This is a genomic window from Streptomyces sp. NBC_00286 (assembly GCF_036173125.1).
Taxonomy (GTDB): domain Bacteria; phylum Actinomycetota; class Actinomycetes; order Streptomycetales; family Streptomycetaceae; genus Streptomyces.
Genome location: NZ_CP108054.1, coordinates 6265247 through 6289568, shown reverse-complemented (window position 1 = coordinate 6289568; position 24322 = coordinate 6265247). Strand labels below are relative to the sequence as shown.

Sequence of the window (24322 nt, the reverse complement as noted above, 5' to 3'; positions counted from 1 at the left end):
TCTCCATGAGCTCCCAGACACCGTCCGCGTTCTTCTCCGCGGCATGTCCGTCGCCGCGGTCAGCGGTTGACGGCCTGGATCTCCTGCACGATCACGTCCTGCTCGGCCCCGAACTCGCCGTTCGGAAGCTGCTGTGGCTCAGCGACACCTGTGCCGACCCAGGAAATCTCCCACGTGACCGTGGCCGTGAGCGGATACGAGCCGTCGCCCGAGGAGCGTAGGTACTTCACGCCGCACGGCGGGGTCTCGTCCGCCTTGCCCTTCGCGTACGGCTCGCCGATCCTGCCGTTGTTGATCTGGCACTCGCCGGAGGCCGGATAGGTCTCCGCATCCTCGGTACCCGGGTCGATCTTCAGCGAGACCGGCACGGCGGTCGTGGTCGCCTCGATGTTCAGCACCGGGACGGACGCAGTGACCGAGACCGGCTTGAAGTCGGCGCCATCCAGCCAGGCCCAGGTCGGCAGATTGACCTTGGTCGTCCCCTCGGGGGCCAGCGTCACCTCGGTGCCGGGCACCTGGATTTCCTTGTACGCGAGCTCTGCGAGGATCTCGGGAGTAACGGCGTTCTCGATGTTGGCCGGCGGCGGGTCACCCTCGTCCACCCAGAACGGGGGCTCCTGGCACTTGTCCCAGCCGTCCGGGTAGTCCTCGTCGACATACGAGTCCCAGAAATAGCCCTCGCCGGTCTTGTCCTTGTTGAAGTCCTTGTACGGCTCGCCGTTGACGTATCGGTTGCGCTGTTCATAGTCCCACTGGCCGCCGGTCGAACCGGATTCCCAGACCGGCTCCATGGTCTTCTGGAGCTGCTCTGGCGTGTACTTCGGCGCGTACCAGCAGGGGGGCGGGGTCCAGTTGGCCGCAGTGGTCGTCACGGGGCCTGCGGACTCTCCCGTGCCGTTCTTTGAACGGTCGAAGACCACCACGCCAGCGGAGAGGGTATCGCCGTCGGCGTCGCCTTTCGGGCCCTCAGGCCCAGCCGGAATCTGGGTTTCGCCACCCGGTTCGTCAGCATGTGCCGCTCCAGGAAGCAAAAGGAGGGGCAGGAGCGTGCCGATGGCAACCGCTGCCGAACAAGTCGTCAACTTGCGTGTTATGGCTGGCATTTGTCACTCCCCCGCTGAGATACCAGCTTCTGAATCACCCACACGCCCTTGTCGTTCTTCTTGAGCGACGTGTGGTAAATGACGTAACTCTGTGCAGTGACCTTGGTCTTCTGAACCTTGTTCGTCTTGAGGGACTTGCCGTACGCCTTGCCCTGGTCCTCGCAGTAGCTGAAGGAGGCGGTCCCGTCGTCGTTGACGTTCAGGACTGGTTCGTAGAAACGGTAGACGCCGGTAGTCCGGACCTTGTCGTCCACAAAGCCCTGGATGTACTCCTGTGTCCCGAAAGCCGCCTCCCCTTCGTAATAGAAGAGATACGCCTTGTCGAGCGCGTCCTGGTTGGCGATGGCCATGTCCACTGCCTTGATGGACTGCTCGGTGTCGGACAGGACGGCATCCTTGTCCTTGTCACCCGTCTTCGACCACTCGAACGTGTACTTGAGGTCCGACGGCAGCTCGATCTTCGGCCGCTCGGCAGACTCCGTCGCGTTCTCGCTCGGCGACGCCGAGGTCGATGAGTCCCCGGTGTCAGCGCCCGCAATTTTGTCGTTGTCCTTGGAACTGTCGCTGTCGCCGCCGCAGGCGGACAGCGTCAAGGCCGCAGCGGCGGTCAGCGTGATCGCTGCGAGCAAGGTGGGGCGGCGCTTCACTAACGACTCCCGGTGGGGCGAGGGTTGACATGAGCGGAGTAACGCTATCGATGCAACGGTGGTGACACCAGAGCGAATTACGTCGACAGCAACTCGGCACCAACCCCAAAGCACCCATAAGCCCACCAAATGGCAGCCACGAGCCTCAGATTGAGTAATCTCCGGGAAGCGGAGCCACTGCCGCCTTGGCCAGTGCAAACCGTCGGATGGCGGCCTTCCCGCCCGGCTCGATCTTCAACAAAGCGGCCACAGCTCAGTAACAGACGGAGGCCCCGGTTCCCCTCAAGGCTGGCACCTCGCACTCCCCCTCTGCGAATCGAGCTTCTCGACAGCCCAGACGCCCTGGTCGTTCTTGCGCAACTGGAGGGCGTAGAGCACATAGCTGTTCTTGGTGACACCCGTCTTGTTGACCTTCTTCGGCTTCAAGTACATGTCGAACGCCTTGCTTTGGTCTTCGCAGTACACAAGCGAGGCGCTGGCTGCGTCACTCACGTCGACGGTCGCGTTGTAGTAGCGAGAGGTGCCGGTGGTACGCGCCTTGGCCTTGACGTACTCCTTGACGTACTGCTCCGTCTGGGCAGCAGCCTCACCCTCGTAGTAGTAGAGGTACGCCTCGTCCAGCGGATCCTGGTTGGCAATGGCCAGGTCCACCGCCTGGATGGACTGCTCTCTATCGGCCAGGACGGCGTCCTTGTCCTTGTCGCCGGTCTTCGCCCACTCGAAGGAGTACTTGAGGTCCGACGGCAGCTCGATCTTCGGGCGGCCGGCCGCCGCGGAATCGGACGCACTCGGCGACAGCGATGCCGACTTCTCGCCCCCCGCGTCGACGCCCGCGACCTTGTCGTTGCTGTCCTCCGAGCTCTCGTCGCTCCCGCAGGCGGACAGCGACACGGCCGCAGCAGCCGTCAGCGAGATCACTGCGAGCATGGTGGGCCGACGGTTCACAGACAACTCCCGGTGGGGTGAGGGTTCGTATGGGCGAGGCAACGCTACCGACATCGACCGCCACCTACGCCGAGTTCCTTCCCGTCACCCTTCGCCGAGGGCGCCGTCCGATGGAGGATGTGCGGCTGGCTCTGGATTGCGGCCCCTGCTCACACCCTGCTCCGGGCGCGACCCACTTGCTTCAATGCCATTCCTCGCGATTGAGAGCCGCCGCGATAAACCCGTCCCCTGTGGTGAGGGCCAGGTCAGGCCGGCCAACCCGGAGCGCGACCTTCTCACGATCGAATTCCCGGAACTCAAGAATGAAGTGTTCGGCAATGGCAGGCCGGTTTAAGGAGAATCCGTCGAGGTCTACCGCCGAATTCGCACGGTCCGCCCCTTGACAGAGGACCGATATGAACAGGGGGAAGTGTTCCGCCTCCAGTAGCCAATCCGCATCATGGATGACGCCCACGATCCCGACCCCTCCCGTGACCGCACCACACAAGTCGTCCAAGCAGTCCACCAAGGCATCCCAGTTTCTGCCGAAATAATCCGGGAATTGCAGGACTTCCGCGAACGAACTGTAGACCCCCTGCTCAGTCATCAGATCGCGAGAGTCGAAGTGTTGGACACGCCCCCCCAACGCCTCCAGCCTTGACAATTGCCGATGGACCTCGGCCACCCCTTGGGGAAGGCTACCCATGGGGCTGAGGTTCCTGTGATGTCGAAAATGGCCATTTCTGGATCACCTGCGAATTAAGCAAGAGGAGCAACCCCCGCGTCGTACGTGGGATGCATCAGGTGTCCAGCAGGTCTTCCATCAACCGGGCGTAAGCCAGGAAGTCTGCTTTGCCGCTTTCCGGGGCGCTCGATTTGGGGCGGAGAATGCCCGGCAGGAAGGTGACCCGCCACGTCCTGAACGTGCCTTCAGCAGTGCTCCGCCCCGCATCGTCCACGAAGGCGGCAGCAAGGTTGAGAGCTTCGGCGACCCTTTCTGCGCCCTGTCGTGCGTCGCTTCCTTCGACGATGGCGGCCGTGACCAGGGCCTGCAAGAAACGAGCCAGTTGCAGATCAGCGCCCATGCGGCGCATGCGCCGCACCGCCGACGGTTCCTCGAGTTCTTCCAGGCGGGGCGAGATCTGCTCAATACCGCCCAGCAGCCCAAAGATCTCGCGAGCGAGTCTCTCTTCCGGGCCGGGGACGATCTGTCCTGACACTTCACAGGCCTCGCAAGTCCCTAGAAATTACGGGCCAAGGCGCGCCCCAATATGCTTACGCAGTACATTTCTTTTCCCCGCTTCGAGATCTGATTGATGGTTTGCCAAATGCCCTGCCCTTTCCTCGCGCAGGGCGACAAGGCAGGCCGCGTTCTGGTTCCTCTGAGACGGGCGACGCGGTTGGGCGTCGGCGCCAAGCCGAGCGACTCCGGGGTGCGGGATTCGTCTACGCATAGGGATCTGTCAAAAACTCCGGTTGATCGCTCGGGAAGTCCTCGGGGAAGAAACTAATGCGAAGCGCACCTGCCAGAAGACCAAGAATCACACCTGTAGAGCTCTTGTCCGAGATCACAAAATCGAGCTGCCCGGCTTGAACGACAACTGTCGGCCAACTCTCGGCATCGCCGACGGGAATCCACAGGAACGAGTCGCCATTATCTGTAACCCCCCACTGGATCAGCTCTTCCGGGGAAGTTCGGTAGTGGCTCAGGGCCTCACGCAGAGCAGGCACAGCCTTCCCATGAAGGATCGACTGCATTACACGGGTGCTTGTATCGATATCAAGATTCGCATTCTCCGCACCATTCGCGAATACCCACAAGAATTCGTCGAAACAACCGGTGCCGTACGCGGCGATCAGATCGTCATGATTGCCAGGAATGTTTCGGCCCGTCCGCTCCGGTCGCTCATGGTGGGATGGGCCAAGGTTTGGCGGAGGCGGGCAGAGCGCCTTGAGGTTCCGTAGCTCATCCGCCGAGTTCACTCCGGCCATCGGATTTACGCCTTTCTACATGTTGGGAAGCCGCGTGCTGTAAGACCAGCCGAAGTCATCTACAGCTTCGATGAGGATGTGGCTGGGAACGTTTCCTCCGTTGGCATATTCTGGAGTTACGCTCATGGTGACGGTGTTCTGCGTCGATCTCACGTGCTGGGCAATAAGGTCTTCGGCATCTGAAATCGGACCGTTGTTCTGCGCGGATCCTTGTGTGACGATGTTCCGCATATCCCGTCCATCGCCTCCAAACTGCTGCCCGATCAAGTGCCCCCGCGAATGACCCGCCGCACCGCCTTGGAAGCCTGGCGGGGCGTGACGTGCGCCTCGGCCTGGCGAACTTCCTATGAGCCCGTTGGCTGCGTCATCCAAAGTCTGCGGAGTGACCACTGCGTAAGCGGGGCCACGCTGCCCGTTCGGCGCGATCTCGCTGTAGTACGGGCTAAGCCCAAGCGGATCGACCCCGGTATGGGGGTTGTGAACATAGGTAACCGGGTTCGGTGCCGGTGCCAGCCCCAGGGGGTCGGGGGTCAGGTAGCGGGCTGTCTCGGGGTCGTAGTGCCGAAAGTAGTTGTAGTGGAGACCGGATTCCGGGTCGTGGTACTGGCCGGGGAAGCGTAGAGGCGTGTACGCCGTGGCGTCAGAATTCCATGTAGTTGTTCCCCAGAGCGTGGCTCGTGTGTGCCACACGACGCCACCGTCATCGTCGATGAGTTCTGTCGGTGTCCCGATCAGATCCGTAATGATAGAGAAGAATCGGGAGTCGATTTCTTTTTGAGTCGCTTCTGGCGTGGTGATGCGTTCTGCCTGCGCGACCGGACGAAGGCCGTCGTGATCCCACGTCAACGTCACAAGGTGGGGAGAAGACTCTTCTCGGGTCGTCTGCTCGCACAGAGTGAAGCCGTCCCAAGTGAAGTCCACGTGCTCCACAACTGTTCGGCCGTCTGGAGCGATGCGCTGCTTGGCGATACGACGGCCCAGCGGATCATAGTGATAGCGCCATAGAGTTTCATCCGGTGTCGTTACCGACGTCAGTCGGTCTTCCGAATCCCAGGTGTAACGCCAGGTGTCGGGTTTGCGCGACAGCCGCTTTTTCTGGCGCAGAACTATGCGGCCCAAGGCGTCGTACTCGTAACGGGTGGTGCCCGCACGGCTGATTCGCGTGCCGGTGTAAGCACGCGGTCCGGTGGACTCCGCACCGGGATGTCCGTTGGGCCAGGAAGCGTAGGCCACATTGCCCATGTCGTCGTAGGCGTAGCGCTCTGTCCAGTTGTGCGCATGGACAGCGGTCACACGGCTAGCGAGGTCCAGTTCGAATCTCCGGCTTCCGGACGACTGGTCATCTGTTCCGACCAGGTTGCCGTCCTCGCCATACGTGTAGGCGCGATGCAGCATGTGGTTGCCGTCGGGGGCAGACAGAGACTGGGCTGTGAGGCGACCGAGACCATCGTAGGCATGCGTGAGGGTGACACTCGGAGCGATCGAGCGGCTGGTCTCCAGACCGGACCAGTCATGGTCGAAGAGCACGGTGCGGCCCGATGCGTCCAGTTGCACGCGGTTACCGACGGCGTCGTAGGTCCACGCAGTTGTGGCCCCGGAGGGGGTTGTTCGATGGGTGAGGCGCCCCAACTGGTCACGCTGGTAGATCAAGCGTCGGCCATTGGTCGTCTCGCGTGTGACGAATCCGCTGAGGTCGTACTCCAGAGTGACTGACGTGTCCGGGCCGGCCGCTTGGACCAGCCTGCGGTTGAGGTCGTAGGCGAACTCTGTGACTTGACCCCCACTGATTTTCCGAACCAAGTCGCCAATGACGTCATATTCGTAGTAGGTGGTGTCGCCAATTGCGTTTGTGCGCGCAATCATGCGACCCGCGCCGTCATACGCGTAGCTCAGAACCCGGTCGTCGAAATCGCACTCCGCGATCAGTCGCCCAGCCGCATCGTGTTCATAAGTCCACGCCAGGCCCTGAGGGTTGGTGACCTTGGCCAGTCGGAGGTTCTGATCGTGGATGAATTCGTACCTCGATCCGTCCGGGCCGATACGCGCCGAAGGAAGGTCGAAGTGGGTGTACTCGAAGTGCGTGATAGCACCCGTAGGCGTGGTGTGACTCGTGCAATTGCCCTCACCGTCGTATGACCAAGTCTCGACGGCACCGTCGGAGGTGACGCGGGTGACGAGATGGCCTTCAACTGTCCAGGCTAGCCGTGTCGTGTGCCCCAGTGGATCGGTGTACGTGACGATTCTTCCGAATGCGTCCCGCTCCCAGGTGGTCGTTGCACCCAGCGGGTCGGTGGTCGCGAGCGGAAGTCCTGCCGAATTGCAGCGCACCGTCCTGGTATTGCCCACAGTGTCCTCGACGCTCGTGACACGGCCCCCTGCGTCATACGCAAACCGGGTGATCGCCCCTGCGGGATCGGTCATGGACGTGCAATTGCCGTGTTCGTCGTATTCCCTGCGCCAGCAAGCACCGTCCGGCGTGACGATGGTCGTGGCGCCACCAAGGTGGTTGTACTCAAGGTGCATCGTTGCGCCGTCCGGACGAACGACTTCCGTGGGGCGGCCGCGCTCATCAAGGACCAGTCGCGTGGTATGGCCGAGCTCGTTCGTCTGCGAAACGACATGGTGATGAGCGTCGTAATCAGTCCGCTGGATTCCGCCCAGCGGGTCGATTTCGGCGATGACTTGACTGTTGTCGTTGATGACGAAGCGGGTGGCGGCACCTTCGGCAGTGGTGAGGGTCGTGATGCGGCAACCGGGCCAGGCAGGGTCAGTGCCGTCGTATTCCAGAGTGACGGTGATGTGGCCGGCTTCGCCGCCTTCGGCGATGCAGCGATCGTGCTCGTCGTACGTGTAGGCGTAGCGGCTGTTGTTGGTGTCGGTCCAGGACGTTATGCGAAGGCGCTCGTCGTAGGTGAATTTCAGAGGCAGATCAGAGGAGTTGATGACATCCGTGAGGTTGCCGTCGGTGTAGCCGTAACGCTTGATCGTGATGTCGGCGCCGTCCTCCGCCGCATTCGCGAGACTCAGCGCGGTGACGCGGCCCTCGTCAACGTCCAGCTGGAGGTGGTAGCCGCCGGAGTGGCGGATGGCGAGCGGCGTGCCGTACTCGTCGTAGTCGAAGGTGATCGTGTTGTCGTTGCGGTCGACGATGCGGGACAGCAAAGCCAGCCCGTCGGCGGGCTCGGCGAAGTGGCGGGCGTGGCCGGTGAGCGGGTCGTCGATGCGGTAGCCGCCGTTGTCCATACGGACCAGGGGCCAGCGCGGCCCCGTCTCAGGGAGAACGGGGATATCTGGGCCCACCGGGTGGGGGTAGGCGAGCAGCAGGCCGTCCTCGGTTACGAAGATGACTCCGTCCTCGTCGGCTTCGAGTCGCTGGTCAATGGTGGAGGACCAAGTCGGACCAAACCACCATCCGGTGCGGTAGACCGAAGCGACTCGGCGCGTGAAGGTGAGCGGCAGGTTGCCGGGCAGAATTATGTCGACCTGGGGCAGGAACATTGCGCCGGTGGCCATGTCCACCGGGTCACTGCCTTTGGAACGGACCACGTTCTTAAGCCGGTTATAGGCACCCTTGCTGCCGTCGGCGATCATGCCCTTGGCGCTCTTGGCCAGGCCGCCCAGGCTCTTGGTCATGCCCTTGAGGCCCATCGCGCCAGCGGACTTGAGGCCTTTGGCGAGGCCGCCGAGAGTCGTCAGGCCCTTCATGCCTGGGATGCAGTCCAGCGCAGCGAGTCCCACATCCCATAGAGAGGCCTGACCTTTCGCATACTTATTGAGGGTGTCGGCCAGGACCACGAGAGCGGCGACCAGGACTATCGCGCCCAGGATCGGCCCGCCGATGATCATCGCGATGATGCCCAGGACCGCGACGACCACCTTGCACACTGCGACGATCGTGTCCCAGTTGTCCGAGACCCAGTCCCCCACCTCCTCATACCAGGCCCGGTTCTGGATCCCCGCCTCAGAAGCCTCCTCCAGCTTGTTCTTGGCCTCCCGTGCCGCCTCCTCGCGCATCTGCCGGGCGTCCGCGGCCATCTTCTTCGCCGCATCCAGCGCGCTCTGCGCGGCGCTGACGTCCGACTGGGCCGCGGTCTGCGCCGACTTGGCGTTGGTCGCATCCCGGGTCGCGGCGCGCACCTTGGACTCGTCCGGCTTCGGGACGTCCTTGCCCGCCGAACCGGGATCGTCCTTGTACTTGTCCGCCTCCTTGGTCGCCCGCGTCACCCACGAATCGGCCGTCGACAGACGGGATTTGGCCGAGGCCAGGTCCGCCTGCGCTTCGCGCCCCTTGACCAGCGCCTTGTCCGCCAGCGCCTGCGCACGTTCCAACTTCGGCCAATACGCCGCCAAAGCGTCCCCGGCCAAGTCATACGACTTCTTCAGCTTCTTCAGGTTCTTCGGGACCCCGGAGAACTCATCGCGGAAGACATCGGCGGTCTTGCCCACCATCGACAGGACGGCGTCCTCGTCCGCCATCCCCTTCACCAGGCGCAGCGCGTCCTGCACGTCGTCGGCGAACTCATGAAGTTGCCGGGCCAGCGACTTGACCCGGTCCGGGTCCCCCGGCGTCGGGTCCTTGTCCAGGTCCAGCACATGCCAGTCCGTCGGCCGAAAGCCCACCACGTCGCATCCCCCGTCACGCCCGCCTCAGCAACAACCGTACGCGTTAGCGAAGTTATCGCACGATGGGCCGGCCAGGCGATGGCAGGCTCACCGGTCCAAGAGCCGCTTCAGCTCAGAAGCGGAGGCGGAGCGGACAGAGGCTCAGCGTCGTCAGTCCAGAGCCCTGTACTCGGCTGACGGCTCGACCAGTTCGGGCAGCTCCAGCGTGTACCCATGCCCGTGAATCTTCAGCATCGCCCAATGCCACGCCTCGTCATGAAAGACAAGCCCACGGAACGGCGCATCGATCGGCTCATAGGGGTAGCTCTTCACGGCCGCGGCCCGGGCCTCCGACGGTGTAAGGCCACCGTGCCGCCACATCACCCACGCATAACGACGCCGCTCGTCCTGCAGATACTCGGAGTACTCCGCCTCGCTCCACGTCACACGGCGACCCTAGAGGGTTCGCTGAAGGCCCGGGAGACGTCCCTCATCGCAAAGGGAAAACCCGGTTGGGGCGAACTCACACGCCGTGCTCGCCTACCCGTCGGCGTCCGTCGTTCCGCAGATCCTGGAGCGAGCCTCCGCCAGCTCCTCCTCGGTGAAGGCGCCGTGCTCCTCCTGGTGGCGAAGCAAGTCGGCGCCCAGCAGTTGGTGACGTATCTGGCGCGCCACGGCTTCGGCGACATACCCGGAGATGTTGTCCGTGAGCTTCTTGAGCTCGGTGAGCTGCTCGGTCGGCAGCGTCACTGTGATCCGTGTCGTGTCCGCCATGGCACGAACCTACTGCGATACCGCTGCAGCTACCGCGCCCTGGCCCGCCCCCGCGACCCCGACCCAGACCCAGACCGTGGCCCCGACCCCGACGACCGCCCCCGACCCCCGCCCCTCTTCCCCTTCCCCGCCTTCTTCGCCCCATCCGGCCAAAGCCGAGGCCCCCGCTTGGCCGCCAGGTCCTCGACCCACCCCACGCCCACGATCATCAGGCCGATCAACGGCCACACCAGGACGAACATCCACAGCGTGTACGTCGTGCTCAACGCGTTGGACAAGCGGTCGTCCATGAACGGGAGTTTGTAGAAGGCGTCCAGTAGCGGGACCGTGGCCATGATCAGGAGGTTGTGCCAGAGGTAGATCGTTACGGCGCGGTTGTTGGACAGGGTGATCAGTTTGTCCCAGTGGGCCAGGCGGGCGGGCAAGGAGGCCCAGGACGGGGAGTACTGGAGCAGGATCGCTACGAAGCCCAGGGACCAGGTCGCCTGGGCCAGGGGGATGTCGTTCAGGTTCCAGCCGTCGGGGCCCAGGTGGCCGGAGGCCCACCACAGGCCGAAGGCCATGAAGAGGGAGGCTACGGAGACCACCGCGTAGCGCGGGATCTCCTTCAATACGCCCTCCTGGTGGGCCATGCCCAGGATCCAGCAGCTGCCGTAGACCGCGAAGTCCGTGACCGCGTTGCCCGTTTCGCCGGGGATCGAGACCAGTCCCGTACCGACCACCGCCGTCAGCGCCAGCGGAGCCAGCAGCGTTGCCCACGGGACTCGGCGGAACGCCCACAGCAGCAGCGGCGAGGCGATCACGAACCACAGGTACGCGCGCAGGTACCACAGCGGGCCCGCCGCCTGGACCGCCCACGTCTGTTCCAGCAAGCCCGACTCGGAGCCGATCTGCCAGGGGTAGGGCGGGGCGCCGATCGGGATGACGTAGTTGACCAGGCCCAGCCAGCCCAGGGCGCCGTCGTCCTTGGACGGGTTCCAGCCACCCACGAACAGCATCGCGAGCACCACCGCGCTGAACGCCCAGAGCGGCGGCAGCAGCCGGCGGATACGGCCGCGGATCACGCCCCACGCCGGGCGGCTCAGCGAGCGCGCCATCAGGGCGCCCGCCAGCGCGAACATCACGCCCATGGAGGGGAAGACGACCGTCAGCCAGGCCCAGCCGAAGACGTGGTAGGCGACCACGCGGACCAGCGCGATGGAGCGGAGAAGATCGAGGTAGCGGTCGCGGCCCGAGGGCGGGGACGGTTTGGCCGACGGCGGCTCGGTCTTGGTACGGGACGGGGACTCGGCGGCGGCTACAGACGAGGCCGCCTCGGGCGTACGCCCCGTCGGCCCCACCGGCCCAGCCGGCCCCGCCCATTCCTCCGGCACCTCCGGCAGCGGCTGGGTCTCATCCACCCTCTGCTGCGAAATCGCCTGCGTGGCCTGGGGAACCTGGGCAGCCTGGGGAGTCTGCGGGACGTGTCCATTCCCGTACGCCTGCCCGGGCATCACCCCATGCGACTGCCCGTACGCCTGCCCGGGCATCACCCCATGCGACTGCCCGTACGCCCCCTCGTGTGACGGCCCGTTCGACTGCCCGTACGTCTCCTCATACGACGTCCAGTACGGGTTCTCGTACTGCGAGTTCCCGTACGGCGAGTTCCCGTACGGCGAGTTCCCGTACGGCGAGTCCCCGTACGGCGACGCGTCCGCCCCAGCGCCCTCCCCCGCACCCGCCCCTTCCCCATACCCCGGCGTCATCCCACCGGCCTCCGTTCATCCCCACTCGCCACCCGCTGCCCAGGCACCGCACCGGGAACCGACCCACCCGGCGCCGACCCCACAACCCCGGTACGCCGCAGCTTCTGCCACCGCAGCCGGCCGCCGGTCAGGGCCGTAATCCAGGACTGCAAGAGCACCACGTACATGAGCTGGCGATACAGAAGCTGCTGCAACGGCAGCGAGATCAGGTGTGTCATGCGTTCGCGGTCCAGGCGGAAGGCGTACGCCGCGCAGATCGCCTGGATGGCAAGGACGCCCAGCCAGGCGCCGATCGTTTTGCCCGTGGGGCCGAAGATGAGGCCGTACAAGAGGAACACGTCGATCAGCGGAGCCAGCAGCGGTGCCACCACCATGAACAGCGAGACCAGCGGCATGCCCACGCGGCCGAAGCGACCCGAGGGGCCCTTCTCGATGATCGAGCGGCGGTGCTTCCAGATCGCCTGCATCGTGCCGTACGACCAGCGGTAGCGCTGGGACCACAACTGCTGGACGGATTCGGGGGCTTCGGTCCAGGCGCGGGCGTTCTCCGCGTACACGACCTTCCAGCCGTCGCGGTGCATCGCCATCGTGATGTCGGTGTCCTCGGCGAGCGTGTCGTCGCTCATGCCGCCGACGCGTTCCAGGGCCGAGCGGCGGAAGGCACCGACCGCGCCGGGGATGGTCGGCATGCAGCGCAGGATGTCGTACATACGGCGGTCGAGGTTGAAGCCCATCACGTACTCGATGTGCTGCCAGGCGCCGATGAGGGAGTCCTTGTTGCCGACCTTCGCGTTGCCGGCGACGGCGCCGACGCTCGGGTCGGCGAAGGGCTGGACGAGTTCGCCCACGGTCGACGGTTCGAAGACGGTGTCGCCGTCCATCATCACGATGATGTTGTAACGGGCGTTGGCTATACCGCGGTTGAGGGCGGCGGGCTTGCCCGCGTTGAGCTGACGCACGACGCGTACGTTCGGCAGGCGCAGGCCCTCCACGATGCGGGCCGTGCCGTCGCTCGAACCGTCGTCGATGACGATGACCTCGATGGGATGCTCGCTGGCCATCAGTGAACGCACCGTGTTCTCGATGCACTTGGCTTCGTTGTACGCGGGAACCAGCACCGATACGGGTTCGGTGACCGGTCCGCTCGGGCCCCAGCGGAAGTCCTTGCGGCGGACGCGTCGGGCGTGGACGACCGAGAGCAGGAGCATCAGGCCGAAGCGGAGGAAGACCAGGACACCGATGATCGCGAGGCCGACGACGAGCACGCTGGTGATCCGCTCGGAGGCCTGGACCGCGTACACCCAGGCCTTGCCCTTCCACAGCTCGAGGCCGGTGACCTTGGTGTGGGCGCTCTGCGCGCCGAGAGCCTCGGTGAGGTTCTCGAACTCGTACTTCCTGTCCTTCATCTGCGGGATGAACGTGTCGAGCGCGGCCACGGTCTGCGAGCGGTCGCCACCGGAGTCGTGCATCAGGACGATCGCGCCCTTGTCGCCCTTCGGCGTGGCCTTGCGGATGATCTCGTCGACGCCCGGCCTGCGCCAGTCCTCGCTGTCGGTGTTGTTGACGATGGTGATGTAGCCCTTGCTGCCGATGTACTCGGTGACCGGCCAGGACTTGTTGTCCATGGCGTCGGCGAAGGAGGAGTACGGCGGCCGGAAGAGCGAGGAACGGATGCCCGCGGCGCCCGCGAGCGCCAGCTGGTTCTGGGAGAGCTCCCAGTCGATGCGGCGCTGTGACTGGAGGGAGAGATCGGGGTGGTTGAAGGTGTGCAGGCCGATCTCGTGGCCCTCGTCGACCATCCGCTGGACGAGGTCCGGATAGCGCGAGGCCATGGTGCCGGTGATGAAGAACACCGCGTGCGCGTCGTGCTTCTTCAGCACGTCGAGGATCTTGGGCGTCCACTCGGGGTGCGGACCGTCGTCGAAGGTGAGGACCATGCGACGGTCCAGTACGTCGTCCCGGCCGTCGCCGCCACCGGGGCGCGTGTCGATGACCGGGCCGCCCTTCAGGACCTCCTGGGGCACCCGGTCGTTGGCCGCGGGGGTGTTGACGCGGTAGTCCGCGAGGATCTCGCTGTGGACGAAGCCGCGCAGCATCAGCATCGCCATCAGGGCGACGAGGACGAGCGAGGGCAGCAGGTAGCGCAGGGGCAGGCGACGACGACGTACTGCGCCGGAGGCTGGTGCGTCACCGCGACGGCTGGAGCGGAGTGCCATCAGAGGTTGATCTCCGGAGAAGACGGGGCGGGGGGCTGCTCGATGACGTCGAAGACGCCGACCGGGTCTACGGGCGTAGCGCCACCGACCGCCGGCGGGGCGGCGACCGGGTCGGAGCCGCCTCCCGGGGGATCGGCCGGGGGGTCGTCCGACGGGGTCGTGTCCGGGTCCGGCGCAGGCGGATCGGCCGGCGGATCAGCCGGCGGATCGGCCGGGGGGTCGTCCGACGCCGTCGGGTCCGGGTCCGGCTTCGTACTCGGGTCCGTCGGCTCGTCCGACTCCGTGGGCTTGACCGACTTCGTGGGCTTGACCGACTTGCTCGGCGAGGGGTCGACGTCCGGCAGGGACGACGTACGGTCGGTGGGCTGCGGGCTCAGCCCGGACGGGGGGTTCGCCGGGGCGGACGGTTCCGCGGACGCGGGCGGCAACGACGGGGAGTCGACCTGCCCGGCCGGCTTTTTGTCCTCCTTGCCCGGCACCGGGAGCCAGGGCGCGCTGGAGTTGCCCGACAGCAGCGTGACGATGATGACGACGGCGTAGACAGCGCAGGCCATGCCGACGGCCATGCCGATACGGCGGTAACGGCGGCTACGCCGGCCCGTCTCGTCGACGAAGACCGGACCGTCCGCACCCTCCTGGACGCCCTGACCACCCCGAGGCCTCTTGGCCTGCTGGACCAGCCACTCCTCCATGTGCGGGCCGACGACGTCGAGCTGGACCGTGACCTCGTCCGGGTCATGGTGATGCTCCGTCGCGGTCTCCGGCAGGGCGAAGAACTGCTGGGTCTCGCCCGGGCGCGGGACGGGGCCCGCCGGCTGCGCGCCGGCTATGTCCTGCGCGCCGTCTCTGTCCTGCGAGCCGTCCACGTCATCCGCGCCGTCCACGTCCTGCGCGCTGTCCCTGTCACTGGGCTGCGCGCCGGCTATGTCCGGCTCGTTGTCGTCGCCGTCTCGGCCATCTCGCTGTTTGGGCATGGATATATCGCCAGAACCACCATGAAACGAATCCCCCGCAGCCACACGGGTCGACGGATAGCCTTCACCCTTGTCCGGCTGGCCGGTATCCGTTCCAGCCGGTTGAGCGTCTTCCCGCCACTTCTCCACGCGCACGTAAATCCCCCCACGGGACCGATCGGGCGCGTACGAGTCCGGGCACTACGTACTTGTTTGTCCGGATCGAGCCCCCACCCGATCCAGGCGCCCCCCTATTACCACACTGCACCCGGCCCACGAATGTAGCGCACATGGGGGTTGTGTGAGTGCCACGTGTCAGGCAGATTGCGTCATGACGAGCTCATCGGTGGCCGGAATCCATGCACCGGCCGGACGCCGAAGCCAGCCCTCCACCTCGGCCAGCTCCGCGGCGGCGGCCTTGAGGGCCTCCAACCCCCGGTGTTGCAGCCCCTTTTTCCACACGAGTGACACAGGCGACAGGGGCACGGGGTCGACGAGAGGCTTACGTATCGATTTGGGCATGGCCGGAAAATCCACCACTACGAGTACGGGATTCCGCGTCTTCGCCATGATCCGCTGGAACTCCTGGGTCCCCACGGCGAGCGGCGCGGGCGGCGCGATCTCGATACCGCGCCCCTCGAAGAGCTGCCGCGCCAGGTCGGTCCACTCGGGCGTACGGGGATTGCCGGCGCCGGCGTAGACGTACTCCCCCGCGAGCGCCTCCAAGGGTACGACGTCCAGGTCAGCGAGGTAGTGGTCCTCGGGCAGCAGGACGGCCATCGGCTCGTACCGTACGGGCTGCTGCTCCAGTCGCGTACGGATCGCCGGGTCCAGTCCCGCGAACCGGCCGAAGGACGCGTCGAGCCGGCCGGCGAGCAGTTCGGCCGCGGCGCCGGTGAGGCCGCTCTCGAAACGGGCCATCAGCTCGCAGTCGGGGGCGAGTTCACGGGCTCGCGGCAGGATGCGCTCGCCGACCAGGCCTGGGCTGTTCACATCCACGAGCAGGGGCCGCTGCCCGTCGTCCGCGGCCCGCCCGAACTCGGCCAGCAGCGCGTCCTGCGCCTCCAGCACACGGCGGGCGTATGGGAGCAGCCGCTGACCGTCGGCGGTGAGGGAGACCCGCCGGGTATTGCGTACAAAAAGGTCCGTCTTCAACTCCCTTTCCAGGCGCCGGATATCGCGACTCAGGGCTTGCTGGGCGACGTACAGCCTGGCTGCGGCGCGGGTGAAGTGCAGCTCTTCGGCGACGGTGAGGAAGGCGCGGAGGAGGCGGGGGTCGACCGCACCGGGGCCAGGAGAGGACGGCATCCGCCGAACTTACAACTGAACTCACAACCCGGGTGCGTGAATCCGCCCGAAGTAGGTGTTGGACCGCTGGTCAGGGCACCGACGACGGTTGATCCATGCCGCAACAGTCTCCTGACCGCCGTACGACAGGCCGCCGTGCGCCGGAGTGCCGTGCCCCAGACCCCCGTGGGCCAGACCGCCGTACGACAACTCGCCCCACGACCGTCCTCACCGTCACCGCCGACAGCCTGGTGGCCGCCGACTTCGCGCCCCGGCGGAAGGCGCGTGGCCCGAGGCGGAAGGCGCCCGGCCCGAGTCGGAAGTCCGGCGCAGCCGACTCCTACCGCCGCCTCTTCACGATCCCCGGCACCCTCGCCTTCACCATCGGAAATCTGATCGCCCGCCTCCCCATGGGCATGTTCAGCATCAGCGCCGTCATCATGATCGCGGGAGCGCGGGACTCGTACGCCCTCGCCGGCGCCGTCACGGCGACCGGCCTCGCGGCGACGGCGGTCGTCGCGCCTTGGACGGCACGGCTGGTCGACCGTTACGGGCAGGCGCGAATCGCCGTGCCCGCGACGGCGATCGCGGCGCTGGGCTCGCTCGCGCTGCTGCTCTGTGTGCGATACGGGGCGCCCGACTGGACGCTCTTCGCCGCGTACGCCGCGACGGCCACGACGCCCAACACCGGAGGCATGTCCCGCGCTCGCTGGGCGCACCTGCTGAAGGGCGATCCGGCCGGCCTGCATACGGCGAACTCCTTCGAACAGGCCGCGGACGAGCTGTGCTTCATGCTCGGATCGGTGCTGGCGGCGTTCCTGTGCGGGACGTTCTTTCCGGAGGCGGGCACGTTGGTAGGGGTGGTGCTGCTGCTGACGGGCGTACTGCTCTTCGCGTCCCAGCGGACCACGGAACCGCCGGTGCGGGGGCGTCCTCGTACGGCCGCCGCATCTCCTCTACGCGCACCCGGCATGCCCCCTCTCCTCATCGGCTTCCTCGCCACCGGCGCCGTCTTCGGGTCGATGGAGGTGGTCACGATCGCGTTTGCGGACGCACAGGGGCACAGGTCGGCGGCGGGCGTGATCATCGCGCTCCAGGCGGCCGGTTCGTGCGCGGCCGGTCTGCTGTACGGGGCGCTGAAGCCACCGGGACCGGCCGAGCGGCGCTACCCGTGGACCCTCGCCGCGATGGCCGTCCTCATGTCGGGCCCGCTACTGGCCGCCGCGCTCACGGGCTCACTGCTGGCCCTCGCCGGTGCGCTGCTGGTGGCCGGAATGGCAACGGCACCGACGATGGTCACAGCCATGACCCTGATCCAACACCGCACGCCCGAGGGCCGGTTGAACGAGGGGATGACGCTGGCGGTGACGGGTCTGCTGGGCGGGATCGCGGTTGGTTCGGCGGCCGGTGGGTGGGTGGTGGAGCGGGTGTCGGCCGAGGCCGGGTACGGCGTCCCGGTCACCGCAGCGGCGGTCGCTCTGCTGATCTCTCTCACAACAGCGCGACCAGCAGCTCGGTGAACTGCGTGGCCGCCCAGGACAGCCGGCGGCCCGCCACCGTCTGGATCTGCGCCTCCCGTCGGCGGGAGACCGGGTGACGCGGTCGCGGTCGGCCGGCTCGTGGCCGTTCGCGAGTCAGGGGCTCTCGACGCTGATGGCCGCGGGTTTCGCGGCGCCGTCGGCGAGGGCACGGTTCCGCGGAATCCGCTAAGGCCTCGAGCGGGGTGTGATCCGGCAGCGGACGGGGGCCTTGGGTATCAGGGTGACTGCCGCGCCGAGCGGCACCTCTCCGGTGTCCGTGGCCTCGAACTCGTAGGCCTGGAGGAGTACCGCGAGCCCCAGCACCGACTCCAGCATCGACAGGTGCTGTCCGATGCAGGCGCGTGGTCCGCCCCCGAACGGGAACCAGGCGTAGCGCGGGCGGCCCGCCTCCGCCTCCGGGGTGAAGCGCTCGGGGTCGAAGCGCTCCGGGTCGGGCCAGTAGTCGGGGTGGCGGTGGGTGACCCATGGGCTGACCAGGATGTCGGCGCCGGCCGGTATGCGTACGCCGTCGATCACCGCGTCGGCGACCGCGCGGCGGCCGATGACGGGCGCGGACGGATACAGCCGCATCGCTTCCTTCAGCACCATCGTCAGATACGGCAGCTCCGCCATGTCCGCCGCCGTGGGCGCCCGCCCGCCGGGGCCGCCGAGCACGCGGTCCACCTCGTCCCGTACGCGCTTCTGCTGCTCGGGGTGGCGGGCGAGGAGGTGCAGGGCGAAGGCGAGCGCGGTGGCCGTGGTCTCGTGGCCGGCCAACAGGAAGATCAGCACCTGTTCGCGGAGTTCGGCGGCGTCGAGGCTGCCGTCTTCGGCGTTCTCGGCACGGACGAGGAGGGTCACGAGGTCTTCGGTGCCGTCGCCCCCGGTGTCGTCCTGCGAAGCATCGCCCGGTCCGCCGCGGCGGCTCTCGATGATGGTGTCGCAGAGCGCGAACAGTTCGGCCTGGTGGCGCCCGGCGCGGCGGTTGGCGGGCGTGGGCCACGTACGAGGCGGCTTGACGGGTGCCATACCCCGCTTCAGTGAGTACTCCTGGAGCAGGGGCATCGTGCGCTCGATTACCTCTGACGCCTTCTCCCCGTCCGTCCCGAACAGGATCCGGCCGACCATGCGGAGTGCGAACCGGCGCATTTCACCGACCAGTTCAAGCGCTCCACCGGGCGCCTCGCGCCAGGCCTCGGCCACGGCCGCCGCCTCGTCGGCGACCTGGTGCGCGTAGCCGTCCACCCGGCGGCGGGTGAACAGCGGCTGGATGAGGCGGCGCTGGCGGAGGTAGGTGTCGTCCTGGCTGGTGAGCAACCCGTTGCCGATGGACTCCCGCAGCTCCTCGTAGACGACGTTGTCCTTGCGGAAGTCGGCGGCCTGCGTCGCCAGAACCTGCTGCGCGCCCTCGGCCGAGAACACCGCGTAGAGGTTCCGCCGCAGCCCCGGCGGCCCGGCGCGGAAGCGCACCACGTCGCCGTACCGGCTCCGCGCCCGCAGATACGCCGCCAGCGGATCGTTCAACAGCTCGCTCATCGACCCGAACAGTGGCGTTCCCGCCACGATCGGCGCCTGCACGCTCGCGATCACGGTCGCCATGATCCGCCGCCTTCCATGGTCGTACGCACGTCCGAACCCCAATAGTCTTGCGCACAAGGCCAGTTGAGGAAGCCCTCTGGCGAGTGGACCTCACCCCCGGGTAACTGGCAGCGAAATGTGACACTTTGGGGTCAAGGTGTCACATTCGCTGAACTGCCTCCCCCTACCTCCCCCTTGGGCACCTGGTGCACTCCGCATCCGTGGACGCGCGCGCCCCTCGCGGCGTCCCTTCTGGGACCGCGCACCCCGAAACGGCACCCGTCCCAGCGGCGCGCCCCGCCCCACCGACCTAAGCCGCGAACGACCGAAAACCGCCAAACCCACCCCACTCACCGCGAGCCGCCAAACCCACCCGGCGTGCCGGCGAGACGCGTTCGCGCCCGCGAGCCGAGGGTCCACCGACCACGCCACCTCAGCGCAGCTGCACCCGGTGGACCCCCACTCTTCCGGACCGCCCGCTCGCTTCTCACCCGTGCTTGCGCGGCCCGTGTCAAGGGTCGGCCGAAGGCCGATCGGCGCCAGCCGACGCGTAGCGCAGCGAAGCGCAGCGAAGCGCAGCGAAGCGCCCTTTACTCGGGCCGTGGAAGCACGACACTGGCAAAGAAGCGGGCGGTCCCCACGTCAACGAGAAGCGTCAGTCCTGCACGACGATGTTGTTGCCCGGGCCCCCGGAGAGCGTGTCCGTGTCGGCGCCCCCGTACAGCTCGTCGTCGCCGGAGTTGCCCCACATGAAGTCAGGGCCGCCCTCCCCGTACATGACATCGTTGCCCCGGCCACCCTCCATATGGTCGCCGTCGTCCCCGCCGTACATCTTGTCGTGGCCGTCGTCGCCCTGCAGGGTCTGGTCGCCCCCGGCGCCCCGGAGCAGGTCGTTGCCCGCGCCACCGGCGGCGATCGCGCGGTCGCCATTTGCGTAGATCGTGTCGTTGCCCTCGTCCCCGAAGGCAACCCCGTTCTCGAGCACCGTGATGGTGTCGTCGCCCGCCCCGCCCGAGACGAAGTTGGCGTCGACGCTGCCGAAGTCGGTCAGCTCGTCGTTGCCGGCGCCCAGCTCGATGTCGTTGGTGTAGAAGGCCTGGTCGCTGTTGTTGTGGTAGCTGACGACATCGTCGCTGTCGCCGAGGTCCATCAGCAGGGCGTTGTACGGGCTCTGGCTGTCCAGCATGACAACCGTGCAGGAGACCTTGGTGTCGTCCGCGCTGTCCGGATGGGCGCAGCCGGTGCCCGCCTCGATCGGGACGCTGTCATCGATGACGAACGTGAGTTGCTCTGCGCCGGTGCGCGACTCGGTGACGGTCACCTGGTTGGTCTGGCCGGCGGCGGCCGTATAGGAGACCTCACGGTCGAAGTTGACTACGGCGGTGGCCGCCGGCGTCGCGGCACCGGCCGTGGTGGCCAGGGCGGTCGGCAGAGCCAGCCCGGCACCGAGCGCCAGTGTCAGCGTCGTGGCGGTACGTAACACGCGGCGGCTGACGAGGTGAGAACGCAACATTTCATGGCCTCCGTGAGGCAAGTCGTGGTCAGTTGTGGTCAGTTGAGGTCAGTCGGGCTTCAAAAAGCCCCAACAACCACCTACGACCCCCCAGGCCCACCACTTAGTTGCCCACGGCACAGAAGTTTGAGATCCGTTGAGCCGCCGTTCACCGGAGACCAGCCGACCCCGCACGACCGAAACCCCCACCTCCACTTCACCCTAATCCAGACCCACCCATTGACGCGCCCCGAGCCCCCACATACCTTGCCCCGTCGAAGCGCTTCGACATCACGCATCGAATCGATTCGACGACCGCTGCGTGATGCCCACCGGACCGGATCAGGACCGGATCAGGACCAGATCAGTGAGCCATCCAACTCCCCTGGAGGCACTGGGTGTTATCGGCACGAAGGCGTAAGACGGCGGCAGCCGCGGCAGCCCTGAGCGGAGCCCTGCTCCTGGCCTCCTGCGGCGACTCGGACAGCGGGTCGTCCGACGGGAAGACCCTCAGACTGTGGCACTACGAAGCGCCGAACAGCGCCATGGGCGTGGCCTGGAACGAGGCCATCAAGGAGTTCGAGAAGACGCATCCGGGCGTCAAGGTGAAGTTCGAGGAGAAGGGCTTCGAGCAGATCCAGAAGACCGCCCCCATGGTCCTCAACTCCGACGACGCCCCCGACCTCATGGAGTACAACAAGGGCAACGCCACGGCCGGCCTCCTCTCCAAGCAGGGCCTCCTCACCGACCTCACCGGCGAAGCCACCAAGCGCGGCTGGGACAAGAAGCTCAGCTCCGGCGTGCGCACCACCAGCCAGTACAGCGCCGAGGGCGTGATGGGTTCCGGCAACTGGTACGGGATCCCCAACTACGCCGAGTACACGATGGTCTTCTACAACAAGGACCTCTTCAAGAAGCACGGCATCGCGGAGCCCACCACCCTCGCCGAACTCACCGCCGCCATGGACAAGTTCGTCGACGAGGGCATCACCCCGCTCGCCAACGCCGGCGCCGAGTACGTGGCCCACCAGTACCTCTACCAGCTCGCGCTTACCAAGGCCGACCGCGCCTGGGTCGACAAGTACGAGCTCTACAAGGGCAAGACGGACTTCCACGACGAGGCCTGGACGTACGGCGCGGAGACCTTCGCCGACTGGGTGAAGAAGGGCTACATCAGCAAGAAGTCCAGCGGCACGAAGGCGGAGGACGCGGGCACGGCCTTCATCTCCGGCGAGCACCCCATCCTGTTCTCCGGCAGCTGGTGGTACGGCCGCTTCGCCGAGGAGAACAAATTCGACTGGGGCACGTTCCTGTGGCCCGAGTCGGACCTGACCCTCGGCTCCGGCGGCAACCTCTGGGTCGTACCCAAGGGCGCCAAGAACAAGGAACTCGCGTACGACTTCATCGACATCACCATGTCGGAGGAGATCCAGAACCTGCTGGGCAACAAGGGCGGCGTACCGGTCGCCGCCGACGCGTCGGCCATCACGGACCCGAAGGCCAAGAAGCTGATCGGCGACTTCAACACCCTGTCGGAGAGGGACGGCCTGGCCTTCTATCCCGACTGGCCCGTCCCCGGCTTCTACGACGTCCTCGTCTCCGAGACACAGAAGCTGATCACGGGCAGCGGGTCGCCGGACGACTACCTGACGGCACTTCAGGAGGCGTACGACAAGGCCGTACCGAAGCAATGACGGTGACCGTCGAACGGGGCGGGCGGGTCGTCGAAAAGGACTCCGGCCCCAGGCCCCCGCGCCGCCCCCGTGACTCGTACGCCCTCTTCCTGCTCCCCGGAGCGCTCGCCTTCCTCGCGGTCGTCGTCGTGCCGTTCCTGATGAACACGGGCGTGAGCTTCACCGACTGGCAGGGCGTGGGCTCCCCGGAGTGGTCCGGGCTCGCCAACTACCGCGAGCTGATGGACGACAGCGAGTTCTGGGCCTCCTTCCGGCACAGCCTCTTCATGGTCGTCGCCATGGCGGCCGTACCGACGGTCATCGGACTCGTCCTCGCCGCCGCCCTGTTCGACTACGTCGGCAAGCACTTCGGGACGCGGACGGCCGCCGTACTGCGCGCCTGCTTCTACCTCCCGCAGGTGCTGCCGATCGCGGTCGCGGGCATCGTATGGAGCTGGATCCTGGCGCCGGAGAACGGTTCGCTGAACGAGCTGCTGAAGGCCATCGGTCTCGAAAGCCTCCAGCAGGACTGGCTCGGTGACCCCGACTTCGCGCTCTACAGCGTCATGGGCGTCATGGTCTGGGTGCAGATCGGCTTCCCGCTGGTCGTCTTCATGTCCGGACTCCAGCGCGTGGACCCGCAGTTGTACGAGGCCGCCGAGCTGGACGGCGCGGGATGGTGGCGGCGGTTCTGGCACATCACGCTGCCGCAGATCCGCCCCGAGATCTACGTGGTTCTGCTCTGGTGCACGATCGCCGCGCTCAAGGTGTTCGGCGCGGTGTACGTGCTCACCAAGGGCGGGCCCGGCGGGGCGACCAATGTGCCCTCGTACTTCTCCTTCACCACGTTCTTCGAGAAGACACAGGTCGGCTATGGCGCCGCGATCTCGACCGTACTGACCGTGATCATCCTGGCGCTGGCCCTGATCGGCCTCAAGCTCCAGACCCGCGCGGAGGACGCCGAGGAAGGGCTCATCAGATGACGACAGTCATACGCCGCTATCCCGTCCTCGTCGCCCTCGTCATCGCCGCCGCCTTCATGGTGCTGCCGTTCCTCATCGTCGCGGTCAACGCGGTGAAATCCCCGGCCGAGTACTCGGCGAACGGCCCCCTCAGCCTCCCCGAAGGCCTCTACCTCGACGGCCTGAAGGACTTCTGGGAGCGCGTCGACTTCGGGCAGAAGCTCGTCAACTCGGTCCTGATCAGCGGGAGTGTGGCCGTAGGGGCCGCCGTCCTTTCCGTCCTCAACGCGTACGCGATCGGCATCGGCCGGATCAAGGGCCGTACCTGGGTGCTGGCCTTCTTCGTGCTGGCGAACATGCTGCCGCAGGAGGCGCTGGTCTACCCGATCTACTACCTGAGCAAGGAAGCCGGCATCTACGACACCCGGCTGAGCGTGATCATCGTCTTCACGGTGATCCAGGCGGCCTTCGGTACGTATCTGCTGTCGTCGATTCTCGGGCAGTTCCCGCGCGAGATCATCGAGGCCGCCCGGATCGACGGGGCGAACAAGTGGCAGGTGCTGTGGCGGATCGTGGTCCCCGTCAGCCGCCCGACCATCGGTGTACTGCTCGTCCTCTTCTTCATCTGGACCTGGAACGAGTTCCTGCTGCCGCTGGTCATGCTGATCTCCAACGACAACCAGACGGTGTCGGTCGCGCTCGGTGTCCTCCAGGGCCAGCGCCTGATGGACGCCACCATGACGAACGCGGCGGCCCTCCTCGGCGTACTGCCCGCCATCGTCTTCTTCCTCCTCTTCCAGCGGACGCTCACCCGCGGCATCGCCGCGGGTGCCGTCAAATGACCGTCAACTAAG

At 66.4% G+C, this 24322-nt stretch carries 19 protein-coding genes; 4 read left to right on the top strand and 15 right to left on the bottom strand.

The features are described from left to right. Nucleotides 1-59 precede the first annotated feature (59 nt). The 13 genes from OHT21_RS28990 to OHT21_RS28930 form a co-directional block, all read right to left on the bottom strand. Complete coding sequence (locus tag OHT21_RS28990; protein ID WP_328771227.1) at nucleotides 60-1103, bottom strand: hypothetical protein; 1044 nt, start codon at nucleotides 1101-1103, stop codon at nucleotides 60-62. Then, on the bottom strand, nucleotides 1091-1750 hold the full coding sequence (locus OHT21_RS28985) for a hypothetical protein (RefSeq protein ID WP_328771226.1): 660 nt from the start codon (nucleotides 1748-1750) through the stop codon (nucleotides 1091-1093). The genes OHT21_RS28990 and OHT21_RS28985 overlap by 13 nt, the downstream gene beginning before the upstream one ends. Nucleotides 1751-2032: 282 nt before the next feature. Further along, nucleotides 2033-2695, bottom strand: coding sequence for a hypothetical protein (locus tag OHT21_RS28980; protein ID WP_328771225.1), 663 nt, complete (start codon nucleotides 2693-2695; stop codon nucleotides 2033-2035). A 181-nt stretch (nucleotides 2696-2876) separates the two neighbouring features. Next, nucleotides 2877-3380 carry a barstar family protein gene (locus tag OHT21_RS28975; protein WP_328771224.1) on the bottom strand — a complete coding sequence of 168 codons (504 nt, stop codon included), beginning with the start codon at nucleotides 3378-3380 and terminating at the stop codon, nucleotides 2877-2879. 94 nt (nucleotides 3381-3474) lie between these two features. Further along, nucleotides 3475-3894, bottom strand: coding sequence for a hypothetical protein (locus OHT21_RS28970; RefSeq protein ID WP_328771223.1), 420 nt, complete (start codon nucleotides 3892-3894; stop codon nucleotides 3475-3477). 226 nt (nucleotides 3895-4120) lie between these two features. Beyond that, nucleotides 4121-4666, bottom strand: coding sequence for a hypothetical protein (locus OHT21_RS28965; protein ID WP_328771222.1), 546 nt, complete (start codon nucleotides 4664-4666; stop codon nucleotides 4121-4123). Nucleotides 4667-4681: 15 nt separating this feature from the next. Further along, nucleotides 4682-9259 carry an RHS repeat-associated core domain-containing protein gene (locus tag OHT21_RS28960; protein WP_328771221.1) on the bottom strand — a complete coding sequence of 1526 codons (4578 nt, stop codon included), beginning with the start codon at nucleotides 9257-9259 and terminating at the stop codon, nucleotides 4682-4684. 180 nt (nucleotides 9260-9439) lie between these two features. Continuing rightward, the gene (locus OHT21_RS28955) at nucleotides 9440-9715 is read right to left on the bottom strand and encodes a hypothetical protein (protein WP_328771220.1); all 276 of its coding nucleotides are present in this window, start codon (nucleotides 9713-9715) and stop codon (nucleotides 9440-9442) included. A gap of 93 nt (nucleotides 9716-9808) precedes the next feature. Beyond that, a complete protein-coding gene (locus OHT21_RS28950) occupies nucleotides 9809-10042 on the bottom strand; it encodes a hypothetical protein (protein WP_328771219.1) in 234 nt (77 codons plus the stop codon). 29 nt (nucleotides 10043-10071) lie between these two features. Next, nucleotides 10072-11535, bottom strand: a complete 1464-nt coding sequence (locus OHT21_RS28945) for an acyltransferase family protein (RefSeq protein WP_443050677.1) — start codon at nucleotides 11533-11535, stop codon at nucleotides 10072-10074. A 248-nt stretch (nucleotides 11536-11783) separates the two neighbouring features. Continuing rightward, on the bottom strand, nucleotides 11784-14003 hold the full coding sequence (locus tag OHT21_RS28940) for a glycosyltransferase (RefSeq protein ID WP_328771218.1): 2220 nt from the start codon (nucleotides 14001-14003) through the stop codon (nucleotides 11784-11786). Next, a complete protein-coding gene (locus OHT21_RS28935; protein WP_328771217.1) occupies nucleotides 14003-14977 on the bottom strand; it encodes a hypothetical protein in 975 nt (324 codons plus the stop codon). Before OHT21_RS28935 ends, OHT21_RS28940 begins: the two co-directional genes overlap by 1 nt. A gap of 294 nt (nucleotides 14978-15271) precedes the next feature. Continuing rightward, nucleotides 15272-16264: a LysR family transcriptional regulator gene (locus OHT21_RS28930; RefSeq protein ID WP_328771216.1), complete on the bottom strand. Its 993-nt coding sequence runs from the start codon at nucleotides 16262-16264 to the stop codon at nucleotides 15272-15274. 95 nt (nucleotides 16265-16359) lie between these two features. On the opposite strand from OHT21_RS28930, the gene OHT21_RS28925 reads away from it, so the two are divergent. Continuing rightward, nucleotides 16360-17763 (top strand): MFS transporter, encoded by a 1404-nt coding sequence (locus OHT21_RS28925; protein WP_328771215.1) that lies wholly within the window; start codon nucleotides 16360-16362, stop codon nucleotides 17761-17763. A gap of 186 nt (nucleotides 17764-17949) precedes the next feature. Here the strand turns inward: OHT21_RS28925 and OHT21_RS28920 are convergent, their stop codons facing one another. Next, a complete protein-coding gene (locus OHT21_RS28920) occupies nucleotides 17950-19362 on the bottom strand; it encodes a cytochrome P450 (RefSeq protein WP_328771214.1) in 1413 nt (470 codons plus the stop codon). 634 nt (nucleotides 19363-19996) lie between these two features. Further along, nucleotides 19997-20854, bottom strand: a complete 858-nt coding sequence (locus OHT21_RS28915; protein ID WP_328771213.1) for a calcium-binding protein — start codon at nucleotides 20852-20854, stop codon at nucleotides 19997-19999. A 377-nt stretch (nucleotides 20855-21231) separates the two neighbouring features. Between OHT21_RS28915 and OHT21_RS28910 the strand changes: the two genes are divergently transcribed. From OHT21_RS28910 to OHT21_RS28900, 3 genes are read left to right on the top strand one after another with little or no spacing between them, the layout of a single operon-like run. Next, a complete protein-coding gene (locus OHT21_RS28910) occupies nucleotides 21232-22527 on the top strand; it encodes an ABC transporter substrate-binding protein (RefSeq protein WP_328771211.1) in 1296 nt (431 codons plus the stop codon). After that, nucleotides 22524-23489: a carbohydrate ABC transporter permease gene (locus OHT21_RS28905; protein ID WP_328771210.1), complete on the top strand. Its 966-nt coding sequence runs from the start codon at nucleotides 22524-22526 to the stop codon at nucleotides 23487-23489. The genes OHT21_RS28910 and OHT21_RS28905 overlap by 4 nt, the downstream gene beginning before the upstream one ends. Further along, on the top strand, nucleotides 23486-24310 hold the full coding sequence (locus OHT21_RS28900) for a carbohydrate ABC transporter permease (RefSeq protein ID WP_328771209.1): 825 nt from the start codon (nucleotides 23486-23488) through the stop codon (nucleotides 24308-24310). Before OHT21_RS28905 ends, OHT21_RS28900 begins: the two co-directional genes overlap by 4 nt. The last annotated feature ends 12 nt before the right edge of the window (nucleotides 24311-24322 follow it).